We start from the raw sequence: 24,527 nt of genomic DNA on the forward strand, positions 1-24,527 counted from the left end.
TTCTCCTTTTCGAATCTGCGTGTTATCTGATATCTTTTCCTTCATACATTTTCTGGATCTTATCATCAGAATATCCAAGCTCTTCCAGGATCTCCTTCGTGTCGCTTCCCACATTCCTTGACTCCCTGCATGGGATCTTAGCCGGATCGATGGATGCAAAATGTACCGGACCGTTCGTAAATACCGTCTTTGTTCCATCCTGATATTCATGGAAATAAGTGTAATGGTTTGCCTGTACCTGCTCATCATACGGAACATCCTTAAAGTGATAGCAGATCTCATGCGGCAGATCATGGTCGTTTAAGATCTTGTGCCAGTATTCCACGGTCTGTTCCTTGAACACTTCATCGAGGATCTTGGTGAGGTCTGCTTTATTTGCATAATAGGCGTTCTGAGTTGAAAATCTCGGATCTTCTGCGAGTTCCGGATGACCGATGCAGCCGCAGAACTCCGGGAACCGTCTGTAATCCACGATCGCCAGATAGATCCACTCGCCGTCTTTACCCTGATATGTATTGCTGCATGCATGTGCGCAGTTGTACCTGTCTCTCGGGTACTCTCTTCCGTTGAAACCATTTAAAATACCGCAGGTGAAAATATAGGTTCCCATCTGAAGAAGCGACACATCGACCTTGTCGCCGACTCCGGTCTTTGTTCTCTTAAATAATGCTGCCGCGATTCCTCCGGCAAGAGAGATCGCAACACTGTGATCTCCCACCCCGGCAACCGTCATGATCGGCGGTCCTCCTGCCGGTGCAAAGTCTCTTAAAAATCCTGTTCTCGCACAGAACGCGGTATAATCGTATCCTGGGCGGTTCTTCTCAGCACCTTCACTGCCATATCCGAGAACAGACGCGTGTACCAGTTTCGGAAACTGATCCTTCAGCTGATCATAGGTCAGACCCATCTGTTCCAGCGCCTGGACCCTGTAGTTGGTCAGGAATACATCGGCTGTCGCAAGAAGCTTCATCATTGCCTCTTTTCCTTCCGGCGTACGCATATTGAACGCGACAAAGCGCTTATTGATGTTCTGCATATCAAAGTTGGGATTCGCATGTTCTGTATACGGGGAAAGCGAGGTTCCATACTGCTTTCTCCACGGATCTCCATTCATGGATTCTACTTTAATTACATCGGCCCCCCACTCTGCCAGGAGTCTCGCTGTCATCGGGCCGGCCAACATTGTCGATAACTCTACTACTTTAATTCCCTCTAACGGTTTCATATCTGCTATTCCTCCAGTCTCTATTTTTATTTCAGGGGCTTAACAGCCTTTAAATTCTGCCTTTCTCTTTTCCAGGAATGCCTGGGTCCCTTCTTTTCTGTCCTCGGTTCCAAAGGCAACTGTCTGGGCGATGCGCTCGAAAAGAAGACCCGTATTAATATCGGTATCCATTCCCACGTTGATCGCCATCTTTGCAAGTCTCGTCGCCACAGGTCCTTTCTTCATGATCTGTTCCGCCATGGCTTTCGCGGCTTCCATCAGTTCTTCTCTCGTGTCCCCTGTCACCTGGTTCACAAGTCCGATCAGCTTCGCCTCCTCGGCAGTGATGATCCTGCCCGTGTAGATCAGTTCTTTTGCTCTTCCGACTCCCACGAGTCTCGCAAGTCTCTGTGTGCCTCCGGCTCCCGGAATAATACTCAGACTCGTCTCCGGCTGTCCGAATTTTGATCTTCCAGTCGCGATCCGGATATCGCACGCCATCGCCAGCTCACATCCACCGCCAAGCGCATATCCGTTGATCGCACATATTACCGGTTTATAGAGGTCTTCCAATGCTTTTAATGCAATTGTCGAAGTTCCCATCAGCATCTTCAGAGTCGGTCTGTCATGAATCTCCTGGATATCCGCACCGCTTGCAAGAGCCTTGTCCCCGGCTCCGCTGATAATGATGACCTGAACACTGTCATCATTCCCGGCAGCCTCAACAGCAGTCTGAATATCTTTCCACATTTCCGGGGAAAGAGCATTTCTCACTTCCGGTCTGTTTAATGTCAGATAAAGGATCCCATCTTTTACTTCATATAAGATATTTTTAAATTCCATCGTACCGCTTCTCCCTTCTTAGACTCTGTATTCGATCATCATATGCACAATTTTAACAATCAGCATTTGTAATATTTCTTGAGCAACAATTATGCCACAGATAAAATCTGATCTTTTTTCCATGAGTTGGTGCAATTTGCGTGCACTTTTTGTTTTTATTTTATCTGTTTGCACTTTTTGCACTTATTTGCACTTTTATTTTTGTCTTTTCAAGCCTTTTTCAATGTTTTACATCTTGGCACGCTTATTGCTGTTTAATTTAGGGCAGATTGCACACACACACTTGAGCATTTCTTCCAACCGGTCGATTTTGCTCATTACGCAAGGAGGATTCTATATGGAAACTGTTTATATTGTAGGTGCTGTCCGCACCGCAATCGGAAAATACGGCGGTTCCCTGAAAACCGTTCCGGCACACACGCTGGCAGCTGAAGTTATGAAAGAAGCTGTAAAGCGGGCCGGGATCCAGCCGGATATCATTGATGAAGTCATCCTCGGCGAAGTCCGTCAGAGCACAGAGGCATCAAATATTGCACGATCTGCTCTTCTCGAAGCCGGTTTCCCGGAGACGATTCCAGGCTTCACAGTCAACAGGCTCTGTGCCTCTTCCATGCAGGCAGTGAATTCCGGATGCCAGGAGATCTGGCTCGGCGAAGCCGACTGCATCGTTGCAGGCGGAACTGAGAATATGAGCCGTGCTCCGATCTATCTTCGCGGCACCCGCTGGGGCGGCAACAAGAACACACTGGTTGATTCCAACATTGAAGCCGGAACGACGGCCCAGCCATATTCCGTATATGGAAGCGGGCTCAGCATGTCAAAGACAGCTGAAAATGTCGCTGAACGTTTTCACATTTCAAAGGAAGAACAGGATGCCTTCGCAGTAGAAAGCCAGCACCGGGCTGCCGAGGCGATCGCTGCCGGATATTTTAAAGAAGAGATCCTTCCGATCGAAGTAAAGGAAAAGAAATCCAGTTTTATCTTCGATACCGATGAATTTGTAAAGCCGACAACTACCATGGAAGTACTTGCAAAGCTGAAACCGATCGTAAAACCTGACGGAACCGTAACTGCCGGAAATGCATGCGGTCTCAATGACGGTGCCGCCTGTCTCGTTCTTATGAGTGAGAAAAAGGTTAAAGAAACCGGCGTGAAGCCGCTCGCAAAGATCGTCGATGTCACAGCAGCTGCTCTTGATCCTGAGATCATGGGATACGGACCTGTCGTTTCAACAAAGAAGATCCTTGAACGGAATAACTGGAGTATTGCAGATCTCGACCTTGTTGAATTAAACGAGGCATTCGCAGCTCAGGCTGTTGCATGTATCCGTGATCTGGAACTCGATCCATTAAAAGTAAATATCAACGGCGGTGCTATTGCACTTGGACATCCGCTGGGATGCACCGGTGCCCGCCTGATCGTCACTCTGATCCATAACTTAAAGAGGACCGGAGGAAGAAAAGGACTTGCCACTCTCTGTATCGGAGGCGGACAGTCCATGGCAACTCTCATCGAGTTGTGCTGATCATGCCGAATCTTTTTCAATACAGAATGGATGCCTGTTTTGAAAATATCAGAAAGGAAAAGGTAACATTATGAATTCACAGGATTTAAAAACGATCGCTGTCATTGGGGCCGGAGCTATGGGACAGCAGATCGCAATGAATACAGCGATCAACGGCAGGAAGCTTGGATACAACGTGATCCTCTGTGACAGTTTTGAAAAGGCTGTTGAGAAAGCTTCTGCCTGGGCCGATACCTATCTGAAGGGTCGCGTTGAAAAAGGGCGTCTCACCGCCGAGGAAGCCGATTTTGTAAAACAGCATCTTACTATCACAAGCGATGTTGACGGTGCCGCAGCGAAAGCAGATTTTATCATCGAAGCGATCATTGAGGATCTGAAAGTTAAACGTGAACTTTTCCAGAGAATCAGCCGGATCTGCAAACCAGATGCGATTCTCTCCACAAACAGTTCAAACATTGTAAGTTCCAAACTTGCTGATGTGACTGAAAATCCTTCCAGACTTCTGAATGTCCATTATTTCAATCCGGCACTCGTCATGAAGCTTGTGGAACTTGTAAAGGGACCGCACACTTCCGATGAAACGATCGAAATTGCGAAGGCATTCGCAGTGAACACTGGAAAAAGCCCGATCGTCATTCAGAAAGAGATTCCTGGATTCGTCGCAAACAGGATCAATGCAGCTGTCACTCACGAGGCTCTCTCCCTTCTCGAAAAGGGAATCGCAACGGTTGAAGATATTGATACTGCCTGTGAGAAAGGTTTGAACTATCCGATGGGACCGTTTAAATTAATGGATCTGACCGGAATCGATGTTTACTATTATGTTCGATGTGACCGCTATGCGGAGTCCCATGATCCGTTCGATGCACCTCATCCTCTCGCTGTTGAGAAATTTAAAAAGGGAGAATTTGGTAGAAAAACCGGAAAAGGATGGTATGATTATACAGATACGAAAAAATAAGAATCGAGGAAATGCTTATGAAATTTGTATTGACACAACCACTTGACGAAGCCGCAATGAAGGTCCTAAAGGAAGCTGGTGCCGACGTTTATATTGCCAATTCTCCGGATCTTCCTTCCTATATTGATAAGATCCAGGAAGCCGATGCCCTGGTCATCCGTGTCGGACAGTGTACCGCAGAAGTGATCGATGCCTGCCCGAATTTAAAGGTGATCGGAATCACCGGTGTCGGATATGACCGTGTTGACGTTGCACATGCCTCAGGCAAAAAGCTCCCGGTGGTCTTCACTCCAGGTGCAAACAGTCTCTCCGTTGCCGAACACACCGTCGCACTGATGTTTGCAGCGGCGAAAAATCTTTCCGAATCTGATGAGGAATTGCGAAAAGGGAACTGGAAGATCCGCGATGCCGGAAAAGCCATTGAGCTTTCCGGTAAGAAAGTTGGAATCATCGGTGTCGGTGCGATCGGTGCCAAGGTTGCAGCGATCTGCAAGGGAATCGGCATGGAGACCGCAGGGTTCAGTCATTCAAAGAACCGCGCAAAGGTGGAAGCTGCCGGATGTGAATACTATGAAAATATGGATGATCTCTTAAGAGACTGCGATTTTATCACGATCCACAATCCGCTGACACCGGAGACAACCAATATGATCTCCTCGAGAGAACTTCATCTTATGAAAAAGAGCGCGATCCTCATCAACACGAGCCGCGGTCCGATCGTAAATGAGAAGGACCTGGCAGATGCGCTGAACAACGATGTGATCGCAGCAGCCGGAATCGACGTATTCAGCGAGGAACCTGCTGTTCTCGATAATCCGGTCTTCCATTGTAAGAACACGATCGTAACGCCGCATCTTGCAGCTCTCACAAAAGAGGCGAAGGCAAGAATGCATGTTAACAGTGTCAAAGGATGTCTGGCGATCTTAAACGGAACTGAATGGCCGGATGTTGTCGACAAGAGCGTTTACAAGAAATAAATCATCCCATTACGATAGAAAGCGAGGATCTGTGTATGAATAAAAATTACGATTTAGCTGTTGGTGCAAAACGTCTTGAAAAAGTAACCCCTTCCCTGATCCGTACGATCCTTGACCGTGCTTCCGTTCTCCGTTCCGAGGGAAAGCCGGTAATTCCGTTCAGTGCAGGTGAGCCGGACTTCAACACTCCGTCCGATATCAAGGAAGCAGCGATCCGCGCGATCACAAACAATCAGAGTAAATATACTTCCAACCGCGGATATCCGGCTTTAAGAAAAGTTCTTCACGACTATATCAAACGTGAGACAACCGTCGATTATGATCCGGAGACAGAGATTCTTGTCACAAGCAGTGCCGCTGAGGCTCTCAACAATGCGATCATGACTTTCGTCGATGAAGGCGATGATGTTATTGTTTTCACTCCGTCCTTCGTCTCCTATAAATGTCTCGTCAATATGTGCGGCGGCAACTTTGTTGACATTCCGTTGGACGGTGCAAAAGGATATCAGCTGGATATTGAGGCTGTAAAGAAAGCGATCACGGATAAGACAAAAATGGTGATCATCAACAACCCGTGCAACCCGACCGGTGCTGTTTTCGATTATGATTCACTGAAAGAGCTCTGTGAACTTGCTGTTGAGCACAACTTCCTGATCCTCTCCGATGAGATCTACAGCCGTCTGGTATACGACGGAGCAACCTTCTACTCCATTGCTTCCTTCCCGGGAATGAAGGACCACAGCATTATCATCAGTGGATTCTCGAAAACCTTTGCAATGACTGGCTGGCGTATCGGATATCTTTCTACAGCAAAGAAATTTGCGGACAAAATCCTTCGTACCCATCAGTATTCCACAACCTGCTCTCCGACTTTCATCCAGGTAGCCCTCTCCGAGGCAATGGACACCAAGCGTACCAGAAAAGAAGTTGTTGAGATGCACGATGCATTTGCAAAACGCAGACAGATGTTCATGGATGGTCTTGATGAGATTCCGGGACTTTCCTACAGCAAACCGTACGGCGCATTCTACATCATGGTAGACGTATCCGGTCTCGGTATGACGAGTTCCGAATTCTCCCAGAAATTGCTGGAAGAGAAATATGTTGCAACTGTTCCGGCTATCGGCCTTGGCGAAACCACCGGTAAATATGTTCGTATCTCCTACGCAACATCCGATGAAAATATTAAAGAAGGCCTTCGCCGGATAAAGGAGATGGTTTCTGAGCTTAAGAAATAATGTTGCCCACAGGATCTTTTCTTTGCCGGATCCTGCAAGACCATGACCACCCATGGTAAAACAGCCATGGATGGTTCCCCTGTTTCACACATTTACATATGGAGGGATATACATGGAGAAAAAGACTGAGAACATTCGTATTTCATTGACTGATTCCATTATTTTGATGCTCGTCATCATTGCAGAGATCGTCTTCTGCGTAAGAGGCGGCCTGAATCTGGCTGTTCCGCTTCTTCTGACCTGGCTCATTATTTTCCTGTACTGTAAGATCCGCAAGCTTCCATGGGATGTCGTTGAAGGATACGCTTTACAGGGTGTTCGTGATGGATTCCAATCTGTCTGCATCGTTGCAGCTGTCGGCTGTCTGATCGGAACATGGATCCTCGGCGGAACGATTCCTACCATGATCTATTATGGACTGAAACTCATCAACCCGAACATTTTCCTTCCGTGCACATTAATCCTCTGCTCTATCCTGTCGGTATTCACAGGAACTTCCTATGGTTCCGCAGCATCCGCAGGACTTGCCTGCATGGGAATTGGTCTTTCCATGGGATTTCCTCCGGGACTGGTTGCCGGTGCAGTTATCTCCGGTGCTCTTTTCGGTGATAAGATGTCCCCGTTCTCTGATACTACAAACCTTGCACCTGCGATGGCAGGCGGCACACTTTTCGGGCATATCCGTTCCATGTGCTATACCACTCTTCCGGGCTGGCTGATCTGTCTCGTGATCTTTGGTATCGCAGGTGCCCGCTATTCCGTTGCAGACTATGATCCGACTACAGTTATCGAATACATGGGCGGTCTTGCTGATAACTTCAACATCGGCATTATTCCGCTGATCCCGATCGTTCTTGTTATCGTGATGCTGCTCTTCAAGATCCCGGCACTTCCGACGATCCTCATCGGCGCGCTTCTCGGAGCCGGTTCCGCTATGATCTCCCAGGGCGCAGGAATTCTCGACTGCATCAAAGTCATGCACAAAGGATTCTCCATTGACTCCGGCATCTTCCTTGTCGATAAGCTTTTAAACCGCGGCGGACTTTCCAGCATGTACGATATCATGATGATCATGATCTTTGCCATGGGACTTGGCGGCATGCTTGACCGTATGGGCGTACTCATGAATCTGATCGGTGGACTTGTGAAACGGATCCATACAGTATTCCACCTCGTACTCAGTACAATGCTCGTATCCTATATCTCCGGTGCGATCGGATGTACAATGTCCATGGCACACGTTGTAACAGGTAAACTCTTTGCTCCGATCTACAAAAAAGAAGGCGTTGATCCGAATGTCCTTTCCAGAACCATGGAGGACTGCGGTACCTTAGGCGGAACATTGATGCCGTGGCATACAAACGCGGTATACTTTACAGGAACTCTCGGAGTCCTCTACTCCCAGTATATCCCTTGGGTTCTCTTATGCTACATCGTTCCGATCCTGTCCCTGATCGCAGCAGCTACCGGATACGGTATCTGGTATGTTGATCCGGAAACAGGAAAACGGATCCCGAAAGATCAGGCACCGATCAACAAAAAATCATAACTTCTTTCAGGTCTCAACGGCGAGGAGCTTCTTTGCTTCCCGCCGTTTTTTCAAAGGAGGTATCACGTATTTATGGATCGAATGGATTTAAACTGCTATAACAGCCGTCTTGAGATCAATCTGAGCCGGATTGGGCGCAACATTGATAAAATAAGAGCTTACACCGGTGGGCTGGGGCTGATCCCTGTCGTAAAAAGCAACGCTTACGGCTACGGAACTGCCGCCGTCGCGAATTTCCTTGTCCACCGCTGCGGGATCCGTTTTCTGGCCGTTGCCCGTCTCTTTGAGGCATGCCAGATCCAGGATTCCGGCTGTCCGGACTGCGGGATCTTAATTCTTGGCCCCGTTCCTGCTTTCCAGATCCCCACGATCGTCAAACGTAAGATCGAAATTCCGCTCTTCCGCGTCGAAGACGCAAAACGCCTCAGCGAAGAGGCAAAAAAGCAGGGACTGGCTTCCGTGAAAGCCCACATTAAGATCGAGACCGGCATGAACCGGATCGGTGCACGGCCTGGGAAAGAACTTTCTGACCTTCTCTCCTGTATAAAAGGACTCGGTAATATTGAAATCGACGGTGTTTTCACACACTTCGCAACGGCAGATCAGGCGAATGAAGGAAAAGGGAATGATTTTACAAGAGAACAGTTTTCCCGTTTCCTTGAGGGGCTTTCCCAGATCAGGGAAGCCGGGATCACTCCGCGTTATGTACACTGCTGCAACACAGGGGCGACCGCATGGTTAAAAGAAGCCTATTCCGTCTGCACCCATGTACGGACCGGAAGCCTCTATCTCGGCTACTCCTCCATCCAGAATGACTGGAATCCCATCGGCGTCGAGGAGTCCGGAAGCTGGAAGACCATGATCGTAAATATCCGGGAGATCGTCCCCGGGGAAAGCGTCGGTTATGGGCGTACTTTTATGCCGGATCACCCCGCAAAGGTCGCTGTCATCGGTATCGGATACGGTGACGGATATACCCGCAGTTTTGCCGTAAGCGGCGCTCCCGCGCTCATAAACGGAGTCCGCTGCCGTTTTGTCGGGACCTGTATGGATATGAGCTTTCTCGACGTGACCGATGTGGATTGCAAGATCGGCGATGAGGTGACACTCTTCGGTGAGGACGGAAAAGGAAACCGGATCAGCGGACTGGAGATCGGTCACCTGATGGGTGAAACAAGACTTGCCATGTTCTCCCACATCACGGAAAGAGCCGCGCGGACCTACTCCCTCGATGACGGAAAAACATATCTCAGCGAAGAGGATTACTTTCAGGCGATTCAGAAGCAGCTTTAAGCTTCAAGGAGGTTATTTATGAAATATAATTTTACAGACTGCACCCCAAGAAACGATGTCGGTTCAGGAAAATGGAATGAGATGAAAAACTATACGATCCACAAACCGGAGGAAGTCATTCCTTTCTCTGTCGCCGATATGGAATTTCAGATTGCGCCGGAGATCCGTGATGGTCTAAAGACTTATATCGATACTTATGTTCCGGGTTACGCAAATCCGACAAAAACATACTTCGAATCCGTGTGCAGATGGCAGAAGGATCACCATGGATGGGAGATCCAGCCTGACTGGATCATGAGCACCCCGGGCGTTGTGAATGCCTTTCATAATGCGGTTCAGTTTCTGACAGAACCTGGGGACGGTATTCTCCTTCTTACCCCGACCTACTACCCGATGTACAATGCGGTCACCGCCAACGGACGCATCATCATGGGAAGTTCCCTCACCCTGAAAACCGATCATTACGAGATCGACTTTGAAGATTTTGAGAGAAATGCCGCCGATCCCCACACAAAACTCTTTATCCTTTGCAATCCGCAGAACCCGACCAGCCGTGTATTCACCCGCGAAGAACTGGAGCGGATGGGAGATATCTGCATGAAGCACCATGTATTCGTCTGCTCCGACGAGATCCACGGCGATCTGATCATGCCTGGTCATGTCCATATTCCATTTGCCTCCATCAAGCAGGAGTTCGCAGACCATTCCATGACCTGTACCGCAGCCAGCAAGACATTCAACCTTGCCGGATTCCAGACATCTGCCATTATCATCAAGGATCCTGAGATCCGCGCAGCGTTCCTGAAACACCAGAAAACCACCGAGATCAATCCGAAATGCAATATTCTCGGCTACGAGGCCACCAGACTCGCCTACACCTTCGGAGAAGAATGGTATCAGGAGATGCTTTCCGTGATCGAGACAAACTATAAGCTGATCACCGATTTCTGCCGGAAAGAGCTTCCAAAGATCCAGATCATCAACCTGGAAGGTACTTATCTCCTCTGGATGGATTTCCGAAAATACGGAATTGAAGGAAAAGAGCTCGCTGAGCTGTTGAAATCAAAGGCAAATCTCTTTTTCGATGACGGCTATATTTTTGGCAGTGAGGGTGAAGGTTTCGAGCGCTGGAATCTCGCCGCCCCGACAAGACTTGTTGAAGCCGGCTTAAAGAGACTGAAAGATACAATGGAATCCTTATAATTTTACACTTCACAGACTTTGCATATAAAAGGAGGAACCGCCCATGATCGATTTTAAACAGGAAGCACAGGATATCTCTAAAGAACTTGTTGAATTTCGCCGGAATTTTCATATGCACCCCGAAGCAAGCAGGACAGAATTTCACACTGCTGAAACAGTCGCTGCCCTGCTGGAATCTCTTGGAATCGAAGTAAACCGTGATTACGCCGGGGATCTCCCGAGTGTTGTCGGTCTTTTGAAGGGCGGTCATGATGGTCCGACCGTTGCGCTGCGCGCCGATATGGATGCGTTAAGGCTTCAGGAGATGAATACCTTCTCCTATCGGTCCCAGAACGACGGTGTCATGCACGCCTGCGGCCATGATGCCCACACTGCATCCCTGATGGGCGCTGTCATTTTGCTGGCCCGCCACCGCGATCAGATGCACGGAAATGTAAAATTCATATTTGAACCTGCAGAGGAGGACATCGGCGGCGGCCGTTTTATGGTTCCGAACGGCGTTCTGGAGAATCCCCATGTGGACGCGATCTTCGGGCTTCATGTGGAAAACGCCTACCCGGTGGGATCCATCGGTGTGTGCAGCGGAGAGATGATGGCTGCCTCTGACCGCCTCATTATCAAGATCAAAGGCCGGACCGCACACGGCGCTTACCCGCACCTCGGAATCGATGCCATGATGATCGCCGCGCACTTTCTCGTAGCTGTCCAGACCATGATGGCAAGAGAAAAAGATACATTCAACCACGCGATCATCACCTTCGGTCAGATCAAAGGCGGAACAGCCCGAAATATTATCTGTGATGAAGTGGAGATAAACGGTATCTGCCGCACGTTCAACCCCGAGACCCGTGAAATGCTGAACCGCAGAATTGATGAGATCTTAAAGGGAATCACTATGACCTTCGGCGGAACTTATGAATTCGAACGCCAGAGAAGTCATCCGGCACTGATCTGTGACCCGGATATGGCAGAACATGTAAGAGAGACCGCCGATATGATCCTCGGTTCCGGTCATGTGATCGATCTGCCCCACGGCAGTCTCGGCTGCGAATCCTTCGCATATTTCGCAGAAGCCAGAAAAGGGGCATTCTTCTGGATGGGAACCGGAAATAAAGAGGCAGGCATTGATAAGCCCCTTCACTCCTCCAGCTTTGATATTGATGAACGTGCTCTTCCACTTGCATCCGCCATGCATGCGGCTCTCGCCTGGAATTATCTTGAAAAACACTCTCAGTCATAAAAAGGAGGTACTGCATGATAAGAACCATCTCCATCCCGTACTACACCTCTTCCATGGATCTGCACGTGGAAGAAAAAAATCTGAAAACAGTCATCACGGCAAAGACAGAGGACTACGTTCCGGAGAAATCCCCGAAGGAACTCATCGAGGATGCCCTGGAACATCCCATCGGCACCCCGAAGCTCTCCGAACTTGCAAAAGGGAAAAATAAAGTCGTTCTTGTCACCAGCGATCACACCAGGGCTGTCCCAAGCAGACTGACGCTGCCGATCCTTTTAAAGGAAATCCGCAAAGGAAATCCTGATGCAGACATCATCATCCTGATCGCCACCGGACTCCATCGGGAGACGACCGAGGAGGAACAGCGCCGCATGTTCGGGGATGATATTGTCGATCACGAAAAAATATCTGTAAACCATGCATTCCAGAATGAGGAATTTGCGTTTGTCCGTGAACTTCCATCCGGCGCGGAGCTCTGGGTAAACCGTCTGGCACTCGGGTGTGATCTGCTCGTTACGGAAGGTTTCATTGAGCCGCACTTCTTTGCCGGATTTTCAGGCGGACGAAAAAGTATTCTTCCCGGCATCTGCAACGCTGCGACTGTAAATGAGAATCACTCCTACAAGGCGATTTCCAGCCCGTTTTCCACAACCGGTGTCCTGGAACACAACCCGATCCACGAAGATATGGTATGTGCTGCCAGAGCCGTCAATGTACAGTTCATCCTGAATGTGGCGCTGAACGCCGAGAAGCAGGTGATTGCCGCATTTGCCGGAGATCTGGAACAGGCCCACGAAAAAGGTGTTTCCTTCGTGCGCAGTCTCGCCCAGTGCCCCTGCACCACCGGCGATATCGTCATCACCTCAAACGGCGGCTACCCGTTGGATCAGAATCTTTATCAGAGTCCGAAGGCTGTGGCAACCGCTGAAGCGTGCTGCAGGGAGGGCGGAGTCATCATCATGTGTGCCTCCTGCATCGACGGTATGGGCGGAACCCATTTTGAGAAGCTGATCGTCAACGGTTCCGTGGAGGAAATAGATGAATATTTATCAAAAATTCCTCCAAAAGAGACCATTCCAGAACAATGGTGTGCCCAGATCTACTCCCGTATACTGAAAAAACATACCGTCATTCTCGTCACCACTTACCTCGATCACGACCTGGTGCGGAAAGCAAATATGATCCCGGCTTCCAGCCCCGATGAAGCGCTGCAGAAAGCTTACGATCTTGTCGGAAAAGATGCCAGCGTCGTTGTGATTCCTGACGGAGTCGCTGTTCTCGCAGTAAAGGAGGGACAGGCATGAGCGGAAACCTCGCATTAAAGATCGATGATCTGGACAATGTCGCTACAATTTTTGCAAACGGCATGAAAAAGGGAATGTCCGTTGAGATCCATGATAAGAAAGGGCATTCCGAAACCATCACTCTTCTCGACGATATCCCCTATGGTCACAAGATTGCTCTCTGTGATCTGGCCCCGGGCGATCTCATCATGAAATACGGAGAGTGTATCGGAACTGCCAGCCACCCGATCAAAAAAGGGAATTATGTACACGTACACAATCTCGACGCACGCCGCGGCAGAGGCGATCTGTAAGGAGGTCCGTATGAGTTATACATTTAAAGGCTACCGGCGCAAAAACGGCGGGGTCGGTTCCAGAAATCTTGTTGCCGTAATTCCCAGCGTGATCTGTGCCAATGACGTCGCGCAGGCGATCGTCCGCCAGGTACAGGGAACTATCGGATATTTCCACCACCAAGGATGCTGCCAGCTTCCTCTCGACCTGAAACGCGTCACAGATGTCCTCTCCAATCTCGGACAGAGCGCCAATATCGGCGCTGCCCTGATCGTCAGCCTCGGGTGCGAGGGAACTGACCACGAACGCATTGTCCGGGAGATTGCAGCTTCCGGAAAACCAGTGGAGATCATCCGGATCCAGGAGCTCGGAGGAACCTCCCGGGCGATCCAGGCCGGTATCGATGCCGCCCAGAAGCTCGTCATGGAGATCTCCGGTCTTCAGCGGGAAACAGTTGATGCTTCCGAAATTATCATGTCCATCAAGTGCGGCGCTTCCGACACGACCTCCGGTCTCGCTTCAAACGCCGTGATCGGATATGTTGCGGACAAGCTTGTGGATCTCGGAGGAACCGTGATCTTCGGGGAGACGACCGAGTTTCTCGGCGGCGAGCACATTCTGGCAAACCGTGCCGTCGGCGGTCCTGACGGACCTGTCGGTCAGAAGATCTACGAGATCGTAAACAGAATGGAAAACAGGGCAAAGGCCGTGGGAGAAGACATGCGAGGCGGACAGCCTACCCCCGGAAATATTGAAGGCGGACTTTCCAGCATTGAGGAAAAAAGCCTGGGCGCTATCGTAAAATCCGGTCATCGGCCGATTCAGGGCGTTCTGGAATACTGCGACCGGATTGACGGCCGAAAAGGCCTCTGGATCAAAGATGCCCCGGGAAGAGAACCCGAGATTCTCACAGGAATGGCCTGCACCGGTGCACAAGTTATGATGTTCTCCACTGGACGCGGAGCTCCACAGGGATTTCCGTCCATGCCGGTCATAAAGATCTGCGGAAATCCCAATACCTATGAACGGATGCAGCATGACATGGATCTCAATGCCGGACGGATCATTCTCGGCGAAAAGAGTATTGAGGAAGTCGGTGAGGAGGCGTTTGATCTTCTCCTGGAGGTTCTTTCCGGGCAGATGACAAAGAATGAGGCCCTCTGCTATTTCGGCTCTATGGACATCTTCTGCCTCGGACCCGTGATCTGAGTTCCAAAATTTTTACTTCGGCATCACTCTCTCATCCTGGGATATCCCTCATTCCAAGATACAGAGTTTTGCAAATATATTTCCTTATCTGACCCCAATTTTTTATCTGGCTGGAGGTGATAAGCAGCATTTACCTGTAACCATACATATTTTCACAAATACCAGAAAAGGAGAGTATCACTATGGCAAACAACACATCTACAACTACTGAAACCCGCTCCTCCGGATTCCTCGGTGCTGTTGAGCGCCTCGGAAACAAAATCCCCCACCCTGTCTATCTTTTCATCTGTCTCTGGGTCATCGCCCTGGCTGCGTCCTGCATCCTGGGAACGATGGGCGTATCCGTTATCAACCCCACAAACGGAGAGACCGTCACCGTTATCAATATGATGACTTCCGCAGCATGGGCTGATTTTCTGAAAGACATGGGTAAGACCTGGATGACATTTGCTCCTATGCTCACTGTTCCGATCTGTACTCTCGGTATGGCTGTCGCTACCCACAGCGGCATGCTGAATGCAGCACTGAAAAGTGCGGGTGCAACTGCAAATGAATGGAAAATGGCGCTCATTGTTGCATTTATCGGCGTTCTCGCCAATCTCGCCGGTGATGCCGCATTTATCGTTTTCCCACCGCTTGTAGCCATGCTCTATGTATCTTCCAACCGTAACCCGTTAGATGGCCTTTTCCTGGCATATGGATCCGTTTCCATCGGCTTTGGCGCAAACCTTCTTCCTGGATCTGCAGATGCTTCCCTCGCTGCCCTGACAGAGGCGGCAGCCCAGACTCTGGATCCCAGCTACACAGCAAGCCCTGTCATGGGATGGTACTTCATGTTTGTCTCCACTTTTATCACAACTTTTCTCTGCGCTTTTGTCAGCCTGAAAGTTGTAGAGCCGCGCCTTAAGAGAGAAAATCTCGGAACTTCCGGTATCAAGCCGAACGAAGAGTACACACCGATGACGGATCTGGAACGCAAGGCTTTAAAGGGCGGACTTCTCGGAATCGCTGCTGTTCTCATCGTGTGCGCAATTCTCTGCCTGCCGGGTCTTCCGTTCCAGGCTCCGGAAGGCGGCACGATCATGACCGGTTATCTCTTTAAGTGTATTCCGACTATCATCTTTGCGCTTTTCTTTGTATCCGGCTATGTATACGGAAAAATTGCGGGAACGATCAAGAAATTCGGCGACACGATTCCGATGATGCAGAAAGAACTCGGTACACTCGCAAGCTTCTTCCTGATCTGCTTCTTTGCTTCCCAGTTCATCTCCGTATTCGGTTCCAGCAAGATCGCAACCGTGATCGCGGTTATCTGCGGCGGTGGATTAAACGGACTCGGACTTCCTGCACCGATCCTCATGGGATTATTCGTTGTTCTTACCGCTTTCATCAACCTGTTCATGGGTTCCGCGAACGGAAAATGGGCACTCTTAGCTTCCATCTTCGTTCCGATGTTCATGATCGCCGGTGTCAATCCGGCTTCCGTACAGGTTGCATACCGAATGGGCGACGGAATCACCAACAATATCTGCCCGACTCTCGCGTACCTTGCGATTCTCCTCGGATATGCACAGCAGTACGAGCCGCGCGCCAAGACAGGAACCTGTATTGCCTACCAGCTGCCCTACACTCTGATCGCCGGCGGTGTCTGGATCGTGTTCTTAATGATCTGGATAGCTCTCGGAATCCCGATGGGACCGGGCTACGCTCCGACTCTTTAACTTACCTGAAACAGCCCGCCTTCCAATCCGGCGGGCTGTTTTTTCTATCCTGCGGCATGTCAAATCATCCATTGAAAATCGAGGAACGAATATGAAAAAATTTATAATTCAGAATGCATATGTTATTGACGGAAGCGGAACTCCCGCTTTCCCTGCGGATGTCCTTATTGAGGATGGAACGATCAAAGCCATCGGGAAACAGGATCCGCAGCAGGCGGGCATGGTGATCGATGCCCACGGACTCACCCTGGCGCCCGGATTCATAAATTCCCACAGCCACGGCGACATGATGGCTGATCTCGACGATACTTTTTTCCAGGAGGCGGAACAGGGAGTCACCACTTTGATCGCGGGCATGTGCGGAATTTCCGCCGCTCCGTTTTCTATGGAACACCTGGAAAGCTGCCTGGAAACAACCGCCACCGTCGTTCCTTACGACTTTTCCTCCTCCGCCACAAAAAGAGTTTCCTACGCCGGCTATCTGGATATGATGGACCGCCCGCTTGGAACAAATATGGCCGTCTGCGTCGGACATGGAACGCTCCGTGCCGCAGTTATGGGAATGGCGGACCGGGAACCGGATCCGGCCGAACTGGAACACATGAAAGCAATTCTACAGGAATGCATGGAGGCGGGTGCTCTTGGAATCTCCTATGGGCTTCAGTATCCTGCCGGGTGCTATGCCGGCTCTTCTGAACTTGCAGTCCTTTCTTCCGTCGCAGCGCGTTTCGGCGGCATCACCTCCGCCCATATCCGGAGTGAAGGTAATCAGCTTGTGGAATCCGTCACAGAGATGGTACAGGCCACGGCACAAAGCAGCTGTACGCTTGTCATCTCCCATCACAAAGCAATCAACCGTCCAAACTGGGGAAAAACCGCTGCTACGATTTCTCTCATGCAGGAGGTAAATCAGCAGGGACATTCCGTTTACTGCGATGTCTATCCTTACACAGCATCCTCCACCGGTCTGAAATCCCGGATTCCCCAGTCCATGCATGTCCTGGGAGAAGAAAAGCTTCTGCAGATGCTGTCGGATCCATCCGGCCGCAGGAAGATGCGCGATGCGATCCTGGCAGGAATGATGCCGGAAGAACGATTCGGAACAACCATGTTCGGTGCATCTGTCACTCATCCTGATTATACGGGACAGATGGTTTGCGATCTCGCCTCACGGCTTGACCTGGATCCCTGTGAACTGGTCATGGATGTTCTCTATGATGACCGGCTGACTACGAACGGTATTTACCACTGTATGCAGGATGAGGATGTAAACCGGGTACTTCAATTTTCCCATTCCATGATCGGCTCCGACGGGCTTTACTACAAAGGGTGTTCCGGCGCTCATCCCAGAGCATTCGGAACGTTTACGCGGGTACTCGGACATTACGTCCGCGAAAAAAATGTTCTTTCCCTTGAGGAGGCTGTCCGGAAAATGACCTCTCTTCCAGCTTCCGTCTATCAGCTGAAGGGAAAGGGACTAATCCGACCGGGCATGGACGCAGATCTGGTTCTGTTCGATCCTCATACCGTATCTGATCAGGCAGATTTTACTGATTTTTCCAAAAGAGGCACTGGCATTGAACTGGTCTGGATTCGAGGAGAAAAAATTGTGGAACACGGAATTTATAATGGTGTGAAGGCAGGTAAACTAATCCGCCACGTCCCTCATATTTCATAATTTCACACTTTTTTCACACACAACACAATATTTCAACACATTTTTCCACTATCCTATAAAGCGTAACAGGATAGCAAGCCTGGAACAAAATATACTTTTTCATACTTGACCGGCAGAACGTTCTGTCGGTCCCTCCCTTAATTTAAAAACATTTATAATATAAATCCCCTCTTTTTAAGGCTGCCGCAGGAGTAGAAATGCGGTAGCCTTTTTATTCATTCCGTCAATCGCTTGAAAAACAATTCTGCATAGCAGACTGTACTGAACTATGATTCAATCAGGAGTGCTCTGAGAACAATATAACATATCTTTGCCTGGTCTCTCGAGTACAATGACTGGCATGATTACTGGGCGATCGTTCCGTCTTCGGTCTTCAGCATGTTCGTACATCCGGAAGCGCTTCATGTGATCCCCCTGCTGGATCCGCCGCCGTCGAGGACCTGCTATGCGATCTACCGGAAAGATCAGAATGTGATACCGCACTCCCCGATCGGGATCTGCCTGAGGGAGCTGCGCAGGCTGGTAGAGGAAAACCATTGGATCGAGAAATTATGATTTCCTATCTGTTTGCCTGACTTATCGCGGAATATCACGAAGGCGGTGAGCGTTTTTCAAGCGCTGTTTTTCCTTATAAAATAAGGCTTTGCGGGGATTTCTCCGAACCCGGAAAATTCGCCGAAAAAACTTTTTTTGGAAAAATTGAAATTTTCTTAAAAAAACGCTTGCATTTTTTTCTGAGTCATGATAATATATACAAGTCGCTGGTAAACAGCGCAAAACAAACGCTCAAGAACATCGAGGCGTGGCTCAGTTTGGTAGAGCGCTGCGTTCGGGACGCAGAGGTCGCAAGTTCTAATCTTGTCGCCTCGATTCTGGCCTGTTGGTCAAGCGGTCAAGACGACGCCCTCTCACGGCGTAAACCCGGGTTCGATTCCCGGACAGGTCATGAAGCTGTATGGAACTTCCATACAGCTTCTTTTTTTATATCTATCATAGTTTTCATTAATAGAAAATTGTAGAATATCAATATAAAATGTGATATGCTGTAAACGCTGCCGAACCTCCAGCAGAAAGGAGGTGTGCGTCCATGACAGAATTGTTCACCACATTTCTTGTCTCTGTTATAGCAGGTGTAGTTAGCTGCTACATATGCAAATGGCTGGACAGAGATAAATAGGCAGCAACAGCCTATGCGGAGTGGTTCACCGTAACGAACAAGAAAACCCCAGAGGTGGCAGCCTCTGGGGTTTTTGCGTCGCATGAGAAAAGTTCACCACATTTCTTAGCTGCCTACATCATATTCTATTTTTTTTTAAATGTCAATATGATATCAAAATCACCCATCCAAAGAACTCCAGACCGAAACCTATTTCCATACGCTATGACTTATTTCAATTTTTTTCACAAATAATTCATGTTTTCTTTCCTCTTTTTGTTACAATTTATGCTATAATATCTATGAATGAGTCATGGTAAAGTATCATGACTCTATTTACGCAAGAAAAAGCTGATCCGCTGCTGCTTTGGGACCGGTTTTTGCGTCACTGACCCGGCGGCTGCTGCCGTCTGTACCAGAAGGAGGAACATCGAGAACTTATGGATTACCCTGTATTAAAAAAGAACTTCGAAAACCATCGTTTCCATACATCATATTTTGAGACAAAGGAGGAAGCTGCAGCTTATCTTGCTGAGCAGATCAAAGGTGAGACCGTTGGCTTCGGTGGCTGTATGACCGCAAAAGAGATGGATCTCTTTGAGATCCTCAAAAAAAACAACGAAGTGATCTGGCACTGGGAACAGGGACCGGATGCAAGGATCCGGGCAAAAAAAGAATCTACCGTATACATACTGAGCGCAAATGCCGCTGCAGAGACCGGTCAGATCATCAACATTGACGGAAGCGGAAACCGTCTTTCCGAGAGCTTATTTGGACCGAAACGAGTATACTATGTGATCGGAAAAAATAAGATCGCGCCGGATCTGTCCTCCGCAATGGACCGCGCGAGAAATATCGCCTGTCCAAAGAATGCGGCGCGTTTTAATAAGAAGACTCCATGCGTCGTGTCCGATGACAAAAAGTGCTATGACTGCAACAGTCCGGAGAGGATCTGTAATGCGATCCTGATCTTAGAACGCCCCTGTACCGGAATGGAAGTTGAAATGGTATTTATCAATGAAGATCTTGGATATTAAAGGAGAGACACATGAATATTCTGTTTTTTCTAACACCAAAGAATGATGTGGCATTTATTTATTCCGACGCGAACCTCAGAGAAGCGATCGACCTGATGGAGGCGCACGGCTATTCCGCCCTGCCGATTCTCACAAAGCAGGGACGGTATGCGGGAACGCTGACAGAAGGTGATCTGCTCTGGTACATGAAGAGCCATCTGAACCAGAGTTTAAAGGATATGGAGCTGATCTCCGTCATGGAGGTAAAGCGCCGTCAGGACAACAGCCCGGTAAACGCCGGAGCAAAGATGGAAGATCTGCTGGATAAGGCGATGCAGCAGAACTTCGTCCCGGTACTCGATGACAATAAATCCTTTATCGGAATTATCACGAGACGTGATATCATGAAATATTTTTCCGGTTCCTATAAGAAAACAGGAAATGCTTAAGTTATTGGATTCCGGGTGAAATGGCTTTTTTCAGACCGTCGCATAAGTTCCTGTCATTTTCTTCCAGCATCATTTTCTGCCGTCCGGTTATACTGATACCATCCCAGAAAAAGGTGGTGAGAAATGATGAATCAGGAAAAGAACGACAGCATCCAGTGCTCGATCCATAACTGCGTGCATCATGCGGAAAATGTGGATTACTGCACCTTAGACCGTATCCATGTAGGAACGCATGAACTCAATCCTACAAAAAAGGAATGTACCGACTGTGATTCCTTCCAGTGCAAGATGTAGTCCGGTCTGATGTTTGACGAGAAAAGAGATCCCTTCCTCCCATAAATTTTATGGAAAAGGAACGGGATCTCTTTTTCTATTCTTCTACCGTGAATTTCCCACCGCAGCCGGCTGCGGATCGAAGCTCGGGTTGAAGGCGTAGAAGTTTCTGGAGTCCAGCTTCTCCTGAAGACCGCGAAGAGCTTCTCCGAAACGCTGGAAGTGGACGATCTCACGCTTCCTTAAGAAACGGATCGGTTCGCAGACATCGGGATCTGTCACGACACGAAGAATGTTGTCGTAGGTGCTCCGGGCTTTCTGTTCCGCAGCAAGGTCCTCGAAGAGATCCGTCACCGGATCGCCCTTCGACTGGAACTCGCAGGCGTTAAAGGGCACACCGCCAGCCGCCTGAGGCCAGATTCCTGTAGCATGGTCGATATAGTACGGACCAAATCCCTGTTCTTCCAGTTCCTCGGCAGTTAGATTTCTCGTGAGCTGGTGGACGATCGCCGCGACAATCTCAAGGTGTGCCAATTCCTCTGTACCAATGTCTGTCAACACCGCTTTCTGCTCACCGTAGGGCATGGAATAACGCTGGGACAGATAACGCATGGATGCACCCATCTCGCCGTCGGGTCCACCATACTGACTCATAATAAACTGCGCCATCTTCGCATTCGGTTCCTTTATATTTACCGGAAACTGCAATCTTTTTTCGTAGACCCACATCTTAGCATCCTCCTTCCCATGGCCATTTTTCAGTTACCCAGTTCCAGGACATGGACGTGACATCGGTGTATCTCAGCGGCCCAAACCGCCTCTCATAGGCAGCCATGGACTGGTCACGCATGTCACGGACCGTTTTGTAATAGCGAAGTGCATCCTGATTTTCCGGATGAGTGTCTAAGAACAGGACAACGTCATCCATCGCAAAACCGGCTTCCATGATCTGACGCATCAGCAGTTCTTTATCCCCTGCGGCCATGCGCCCGGCACTCTGGCACGTACCGCACACAGGCATCACATCCTGCGCTGACAGGCGGGAGTCACTCACAGGTTCTGCCGGCATTCCCGGCATCATGCTGCATCGATACATTTCCCTCATCTTCTGCACCTCCCCACAGCAAATGGAAGATCCAGGGACGGGAAGATCGTTCCCCGGACAAAACCTCTGGCTAACGGATATATGGTCCCCCACATCTGCATCGGAACATATCCCATTCCTATCGGAAATCTTGGATCATTGTCGTCAAAACAAAAGTTGGCCACCGGACGCACAACAGGTCCCGGGCCGGAAATATCAGACAGACTTCTGCCGCAGCCGCAGGACGGACCCATAGCGGTATCCGGCAGATCGGAATTTCTGCAATTCATATGCGGATGTCTCCTTTATTTGTTCTGATATTAGAATATGCATCTTTGGCACGTTAGTGCCTTTTATGCAACAGGGAATTTCCTGTTATATAAAAAGCCTCCAGAGAGCTTCCCTGAAGGCTTTTTGGCTTAACTTTGCAAATTACGTGTAATCGTGATCTCTCACTCCAGAAAATCCAGCGCATCCACCGGCACGCCGTCCTTCAGAAACTCGAAGAACACATTCGTGCCTTCCACCGCGTAGTATTTTGTCGGCTCGGCGACATAGCCCAGAAGATCCCCCTGTCGGACATATTCATTTTCTACAACAGGGATCTCTTTTAACTGGCCGCAGACGGCAGTATAGCCGTTTCCCAAATCGAGATCAACATAATTACCGATCTCCTCGTTTGTCCCAACAGAGACCACTCTGGCGTCCGCCGGAGCCGATACCGGGGTGCTGACCTCGCTCTGGATCACATTGGCGGGGTTGACTTTGTACTGGTCCAGAGTCGGGAAGTAGGTCGTGGTGTCCATGCAGTAGCCAAGAACGATATTTCCGGTCACAGGCCAGGAGAGCTTATCTGTGTCTGCGAAATCGAGGACCAAGGATTCGCTGACAGCGGCACCGGCTTCCGCCATGGAATGATCGCCTGTCAGGGCGCTATCTGATGCATCAGCAAGACCAGTATCCATCGAAATTTCTCCGGCAAAATTGCCGGGATCAGCGCCAGTTCCGGCACCATTCTTATTGTCTGCCAGACCGACAGCCGTGCCGTCCCCAGCAAGTTCCCCATTCCCGGCTTCATCTCCGGATGCCGCCAGTTCCCCCGCCAGTGTATCGCCGCCGGACTCCGCTCCTGCGTTGGAATCCCCCGCGATCACATGGTCCGGGTCTTCGATCTCCAGATAGGGGCTCTCTCCGATATTTTCTCTCCCCTTCTGGATTCTTACAGCGCCTGCTGCCGCAACAATAGTCAACAGGCCAAGTACGAGCATGACAAGGACAAATTTGTCCTTGAAAATCTGATTTCCTCTTTCTTTCACGTTTATCACCTCGGTAATATTCTTACCCGCGGCGGTGAAGTTATACACGAAATCATACTTTTTTCTGGAAGTATCCACCTTTTATCTTCTTTTACTCCGCAATTTTCACGATCTCAATCCCCTGAAAATAATATTTCAACAGTTCCCGGAACTCACTCCCCTGCTCTCTCTCCATCGCATCCGCCCCAGCCTGGGAGAATCCGTATCCGCTGCCGATCCCCTTCGATGACACCCGGATCTTCCCGTCCGCAGACGAAAAATGAAAGCAGGACGATAAAAGCCCCAAAGAATACCGGACCTCATCCCCGCTGTAATCCATATCCCCGATCTGAACCCGCTTCACATACCCGGCATCATCCCGCTCGATGATCTGAATTTTTTCCGCAATGCCGTCCGCTCCCGGACGCGGCCCGCCGATTCTTCCGATCTTATCCGCAAACTCCGCTTCCGTAAAGGTCCGGACGCATAAAAATTCTCCGGCCCCCAGATCTCCCGGACTCTCCACCGAACGGATATATGGATATGCGGCAAGTTCCCTCGTTTTTCCTGCCGACGCTTCACAGTAAAACGGCTCGATCAGCTCCCCGTCGTACTCCGCAACGAGTCCTTCTGTCTCCTGCACCGCGGTACGGATCTTCCCGTAATACTCTCTAAAATGTTCTTTCCCCCATTTTTTCTCCATCTCCCTCATGCTGAGACAATCTATGTCCAGTTCCTCTTCCCGGATACGTTCCAGTCCCGGATCCACAAGCCGGTAGATATATGTCCTCGCAAGCACCGCCTGTGCTTTTAATGTCTCGATCCCGTACTCTGCCGGGATCTCCGCCGCCACGACTCCAGTAAGAAACTCTTCCGCCGGTACTTCCGCCCCCGTATCCGTCCGGATCCGGCCTGTCCACGCCAGCGTTGTCACATAGGGGATCATGACCGTCATCCATAAGACCATAAAAAAACGCTTCATAAAAAATACCCGCCTCATACACCTGTGATACCGGATTTCAGATCCGGAAGTCTT

24 protein-coding genes and 2 tRNA genes are annotated in these 24,527 nt (G+C 49.5%); 19 read left to right on the forward strand and 7 right to left on the reverse strand.

Features of this window, described 5'->3' with window-relative positions:
- Positions 1 to 22: 22 nt before the first annotated feature.
- A complete protein-coding gene (locus DWY93_RS13055; protein WP_015553693.1) occupies positions 23 to 1,225 on the reverse strand; it encodes a CoA transferase in 1,203 nt (400 codons plus the stop codon).
- A gap of 39 nt (positions 1,226 to 1,264) precedes the next feature.
- Positions 1,265 to 2,047: an enoyl-CoA hydratase-related protein gene (locus tag DWY93_RS13060; RefSeq protein ID WP_015553694.1), complete on the reverse strand. Its 783-nt coding sequence runs from the start codon at positions 2,045 to 2,047 to the stop codon at positions 1,265 to 1,267.
- A 337-nt stretch (positions 2,048 to 2,384) separates the two neighbouring features.
- Between DWY93_RS13060 and DWY93_RS13065 the strand changes: the two genes are divergently transcribed.
- The 19 genes from DWY93_RS13065 to DWY93_RS13150 all read left to right on the forward strand — a co-directional run bounded on the left by DWY93_RS13065 (position 2,385) and on the right by DWY93_RS13150 (position 21,133).
- Positions 2,385 to 3,572 carry a thiolase family protein gene (locus tag DWY93_RS13065; RefSeq protein WP_015553695.1) on the forward strand — a complete coding sequence of 396 codons (1,188 nt, stop codon included), beginning with the start codon at positions 2,385 to 2,387 and terminating at the stop codon, positions 3,570 to 3,572.
- Positions 3,573 to 3,642: 70 nt separating this feature from the next.
- Complete coding sequence (locus DWY93_RS13070) at positions 3,643 to 4,533, forward strand: 3-hydroxyacyl-CoA dehydrogenase family protein (protein WP_015553696.1); 891 nt, start codon at positions 3,643 to 3,645, stop codon at positions 4,531 to 4,533.
- 17 nt (positions 4,534 to 4,550) lie between these two features.
- On the forward strand, positions 4,551 to 5,510 hold the full coding sequence (locus DWY93_RS13075) for a hydroxyacid dehydrogenase (RefSeq protein ID WP_117470363.1): 960 nt from the start codon (positions 4,551 to 4,553) through the stop codon (positions 5,508 to 5,510).
- 35 nt (positions 5,511 to 5,545) lie between these two features.
- Entirely contained in the window at positions 5,546 to 6,748 is a 1,203-nt protein-coding gene (locus DWY93_RS13080) for a pyridoxal phosphate-dependent aminotransferase (RefSeq protein ID WP_117470362.1), read from the forward strand.
- 112 nt (positions 6,749 to 6,860) lie between these two features.
- The gene (gene nhaC, locus DWY93_RS13085; protein WP_015553699.1) at positions 6,861 to 8,297 is read left to right on the forward strand and encodes a Na+/H+ antiporter NhaC; all 1,437 of its coding nucleotides are present in this window, start codon (positions 6,861 to 6,863) and stop codon (positions 8,295 to 8,297) included.
- A gap of 72 nt (positions 8,298 to 8,369) precedes the next feature.
- The gene (gene alr, locus DWY93_RS13090; RefSeq protein ID WP_117470360.1) at positions 8,370 to 9,590 is read left to right on the forward strand and encodes an alanine racemase; all 1,221 of its coding nucleotides are present in this window, start codon (positions 8,370 to 8,372) and stop codon (positions 9,588 to 9,590) included.
- Positions 9,591 to 9,608: 18 nt separating this feature from the next.
- On the forward strand, positions 9,609 to 10,793 hold the full coding sequence (locus tag DWY93_RS13095; protein ID WP_117470359.1) for a MalY/PatB family protein: 1,185 nt from the start codon (positions 9,609 to 9,611) through the stop codon (positions 10,791 to 10,793).
- A 43-nt stretch (positions 10,794 to 10,836) separates the two neighbouring features.
- Positions 10,837 to 12,033: a M20 family metallopeptidase gene (locus DWY93_RS13100; protein ID WP_117470358.1), complete on the forward strand. Its 1,197-nt coding sequence runs from the start codon at positions 10,837 to 10,839 to the stop codon at positions 12,031 to 12,033.
- A 14-nt stretch (positions 12,034 to 12,047) separates the two neighbouring features.
- Positions 12,048 to 13,337 carry a nickel-dependent lactate racemase gene (larA, locus tag DWY93_RS13105; protein ID WP_117470357.1) on the forward strand — a complete coding sequence of 430 codons (1,290 nt, stop codon included), beginning with the start codon at positions 12,048 to 12,050 and terminating at the stop codon, positions 13,335 to 13,337.
- Entirely contained in the window at positions 13,334 to 13,630 is a 297-nt protein-coding gene (locus DWY93_RS13110) for a UxaA family hydrolase (protein ID WP_117470356.1), read from the forward strand. Before larA ends, DWY93_RS13110 begins: the two co-directional genes overlap by 4 nt.
- 10 nt (positions 13,631 to 13,640) lie before the next feature.
- Entirely contained in the window at positions 13,641 to 14,819 is a 1,179-nt protein-coding gene (locus DWY93_RS13115; RefSeq protein ID WP_117470355.1) for a UxaA family hydrolase, read from the forward strand.
- Positions 14,820 to 15,001: 182 nt separating this feature from the next.
- A complete protein-coding gene (locus tag DWY93_RS13120) occupies positions 15,002 to 16,540 on the forward strand; it encodes an AbgT family transporter (protein WP_117470354.1) in 1,539 nt (512 codons plus the stop codon).
- 91 nt (positions 16,541 to 16,631) lie between these two features.
- Positions 16,632 to 18,218, forward strand: coding sequence for a D-aminoacylase (locus tag DWY93_RS13125; RefSeq protein WP_117470353.1), 1,587 nt, complete (start codon positions 16,632 to 16,634; stop codon positions 18,216 to 18,218).
- Between the two features lie 405 nt (positions 18,219 to 18,623).
- Positions 18,624 to 18,773 carry a hypothetical protein gene (locus DWY93_RS17215; RefSeq protein WP_181968547.1) on the forward strand — a complete coding sequence of 50 codons (150 nt, stop codon included), beginning with the start codon at positions 18,624 to 18,626 and terminating at the stop codon, positions 18,771 to 18,773.
- Positions 18,774 to 19,014: 241 nt separating this feature from the next.
- A tRNA-Pro gene (locus DWY93_RS13130) sits at positions 19,015 to 19,088 on the forward strand.
- 4 nt (positions 19,089 to 19,092) lie between these two features.
- Positions 19,093 to 19,164: transfer RNA gene (locus DWY93_RS13135), tRNA-Glu, on the forward strand.
- A 650-nt stretch (positions 19,165 to 19,814) separates the two neighbouring features.
- Positions 19,815 to 20,411, forward strand: coding sequence for a lactate utilization protein (locus DWY93_RS13140; protein WP_117470352.1), 597 nt, complete (start codon positions 19,815 to 19,817; stop codon positions 20,409 to 20,411).
- A gap of 11 nt (positions 20,412 to 20,422) precedes the next feature.
- On the forward strand, positions 20,423 to 20,839 hold the full coding sequence (locus DWY93_RS13145; protein ID WP_015553710.1) for a CBS domain-containing protein: 417 nt from the start codon (positions 20,423 to 20,425) through the stop codon (positions 20,837 to 20,839).
- A 123-nt stretch (positions 20,840 to 20,962) separates the two neighbouring features.
- Positions 20,963 to 21,133 carry a DUF1540 domain-containing protein gene (locus DWY93_RS13150; RefSeq protein WP_021903995.1) on the forward strand — a complete coding sequence of 57 codons (171 nt, stop codon included), beginning with the start codon at positions 20,963 to 20,965 and terminating at the stop codon, positions 21,131 to 21,133.
- 84 nt (positions 21,134 to 21,217) lie between these two features.
- Here the strand turns inward: DWY93_RS13150 and DWY93_RS13155 are convergent, their stop codons facing one another.
- The 5 genes from DWY93_RS13155 to DWY93_RS13175 all read right to left on the reverse strand — a co-directional run bounded on the left by DWY93_RS13155 (position 21,218) and on the right by DWY93_RS13175 (position 24,473).
- Positions 21,218 to 21,841, reverse strand: coding sequence for a manganese catalase family protein (locus DWY93_RS13155; RefSeq protein WP_117470351.1), 624 nt, complete (start codon positions 21,839 to 21,841; stop codon positions 21,218 to 21,220).
- Position 21,842: 1 nt separating this feature from the next.
- On the reverse strand, positions 21,843 to 22,217 hold the full coding sequence (locus DWY93_RS13160) for a spore coat protein CotJB (protein WP_242990628.1): 375 nt from the start codon (positions 22,215 to 22,217) through the stop codon (positions 21,843 to 21,845).
- Positions 22,214 to 22,486 (reverse strand): spore coat associated protein CotJA, encoded by a 273-nt coding sequence (locus DWY93_RS13165; protein WP_015553714.1) that lies wholly within the window; start codon positions 22,484 to 22,486, stop codon positions 22,214 to 22,216. The genes DWY93_RS13160 and DWY93_RS13165 overlap by 4 nt, the downstream gene beginning before the upstream one ends.
- Positions 22,487 to 22,648: 162 nt before the next feature.
- Positions 22,649 to 23,512: a M23 family metallopeptidase gene (locus DWY93_RS13170; RefSeq protein ID WP_242990629.1), complete on the reverse strand. Its 864-nt coding sequence runs from the start codon at positions 23,510 to 23,512 to the stop codon at positions 22,649 to 22,651.
- A gap of 91 nt (positions 23,513 to 23,603) precedes the next feature.
- Positions 23,604 to 24,473, reverse strand: a complete 870-nt coding sequence (locus tag DWY93_RS13175; protein WP_181968548.1) for a SpoIID/LytB domain-containing protein — start codon at positions 24,471 to 24,473, stop codon at positions 23,604 to 23,606.
- Positions 24,474 to 24,527 lie beyond the last annotated feature (54 nt).

The sequence above is a fragment of the Clostridium sp. AF28-12 genome, from assembly GCF_003435225.1.
GTDB lineage: Bacteria > Bacillota > Clostridia > Lachnospirales > Lachnospiraceae > Pilosibacter > Pilosibacter fragilis.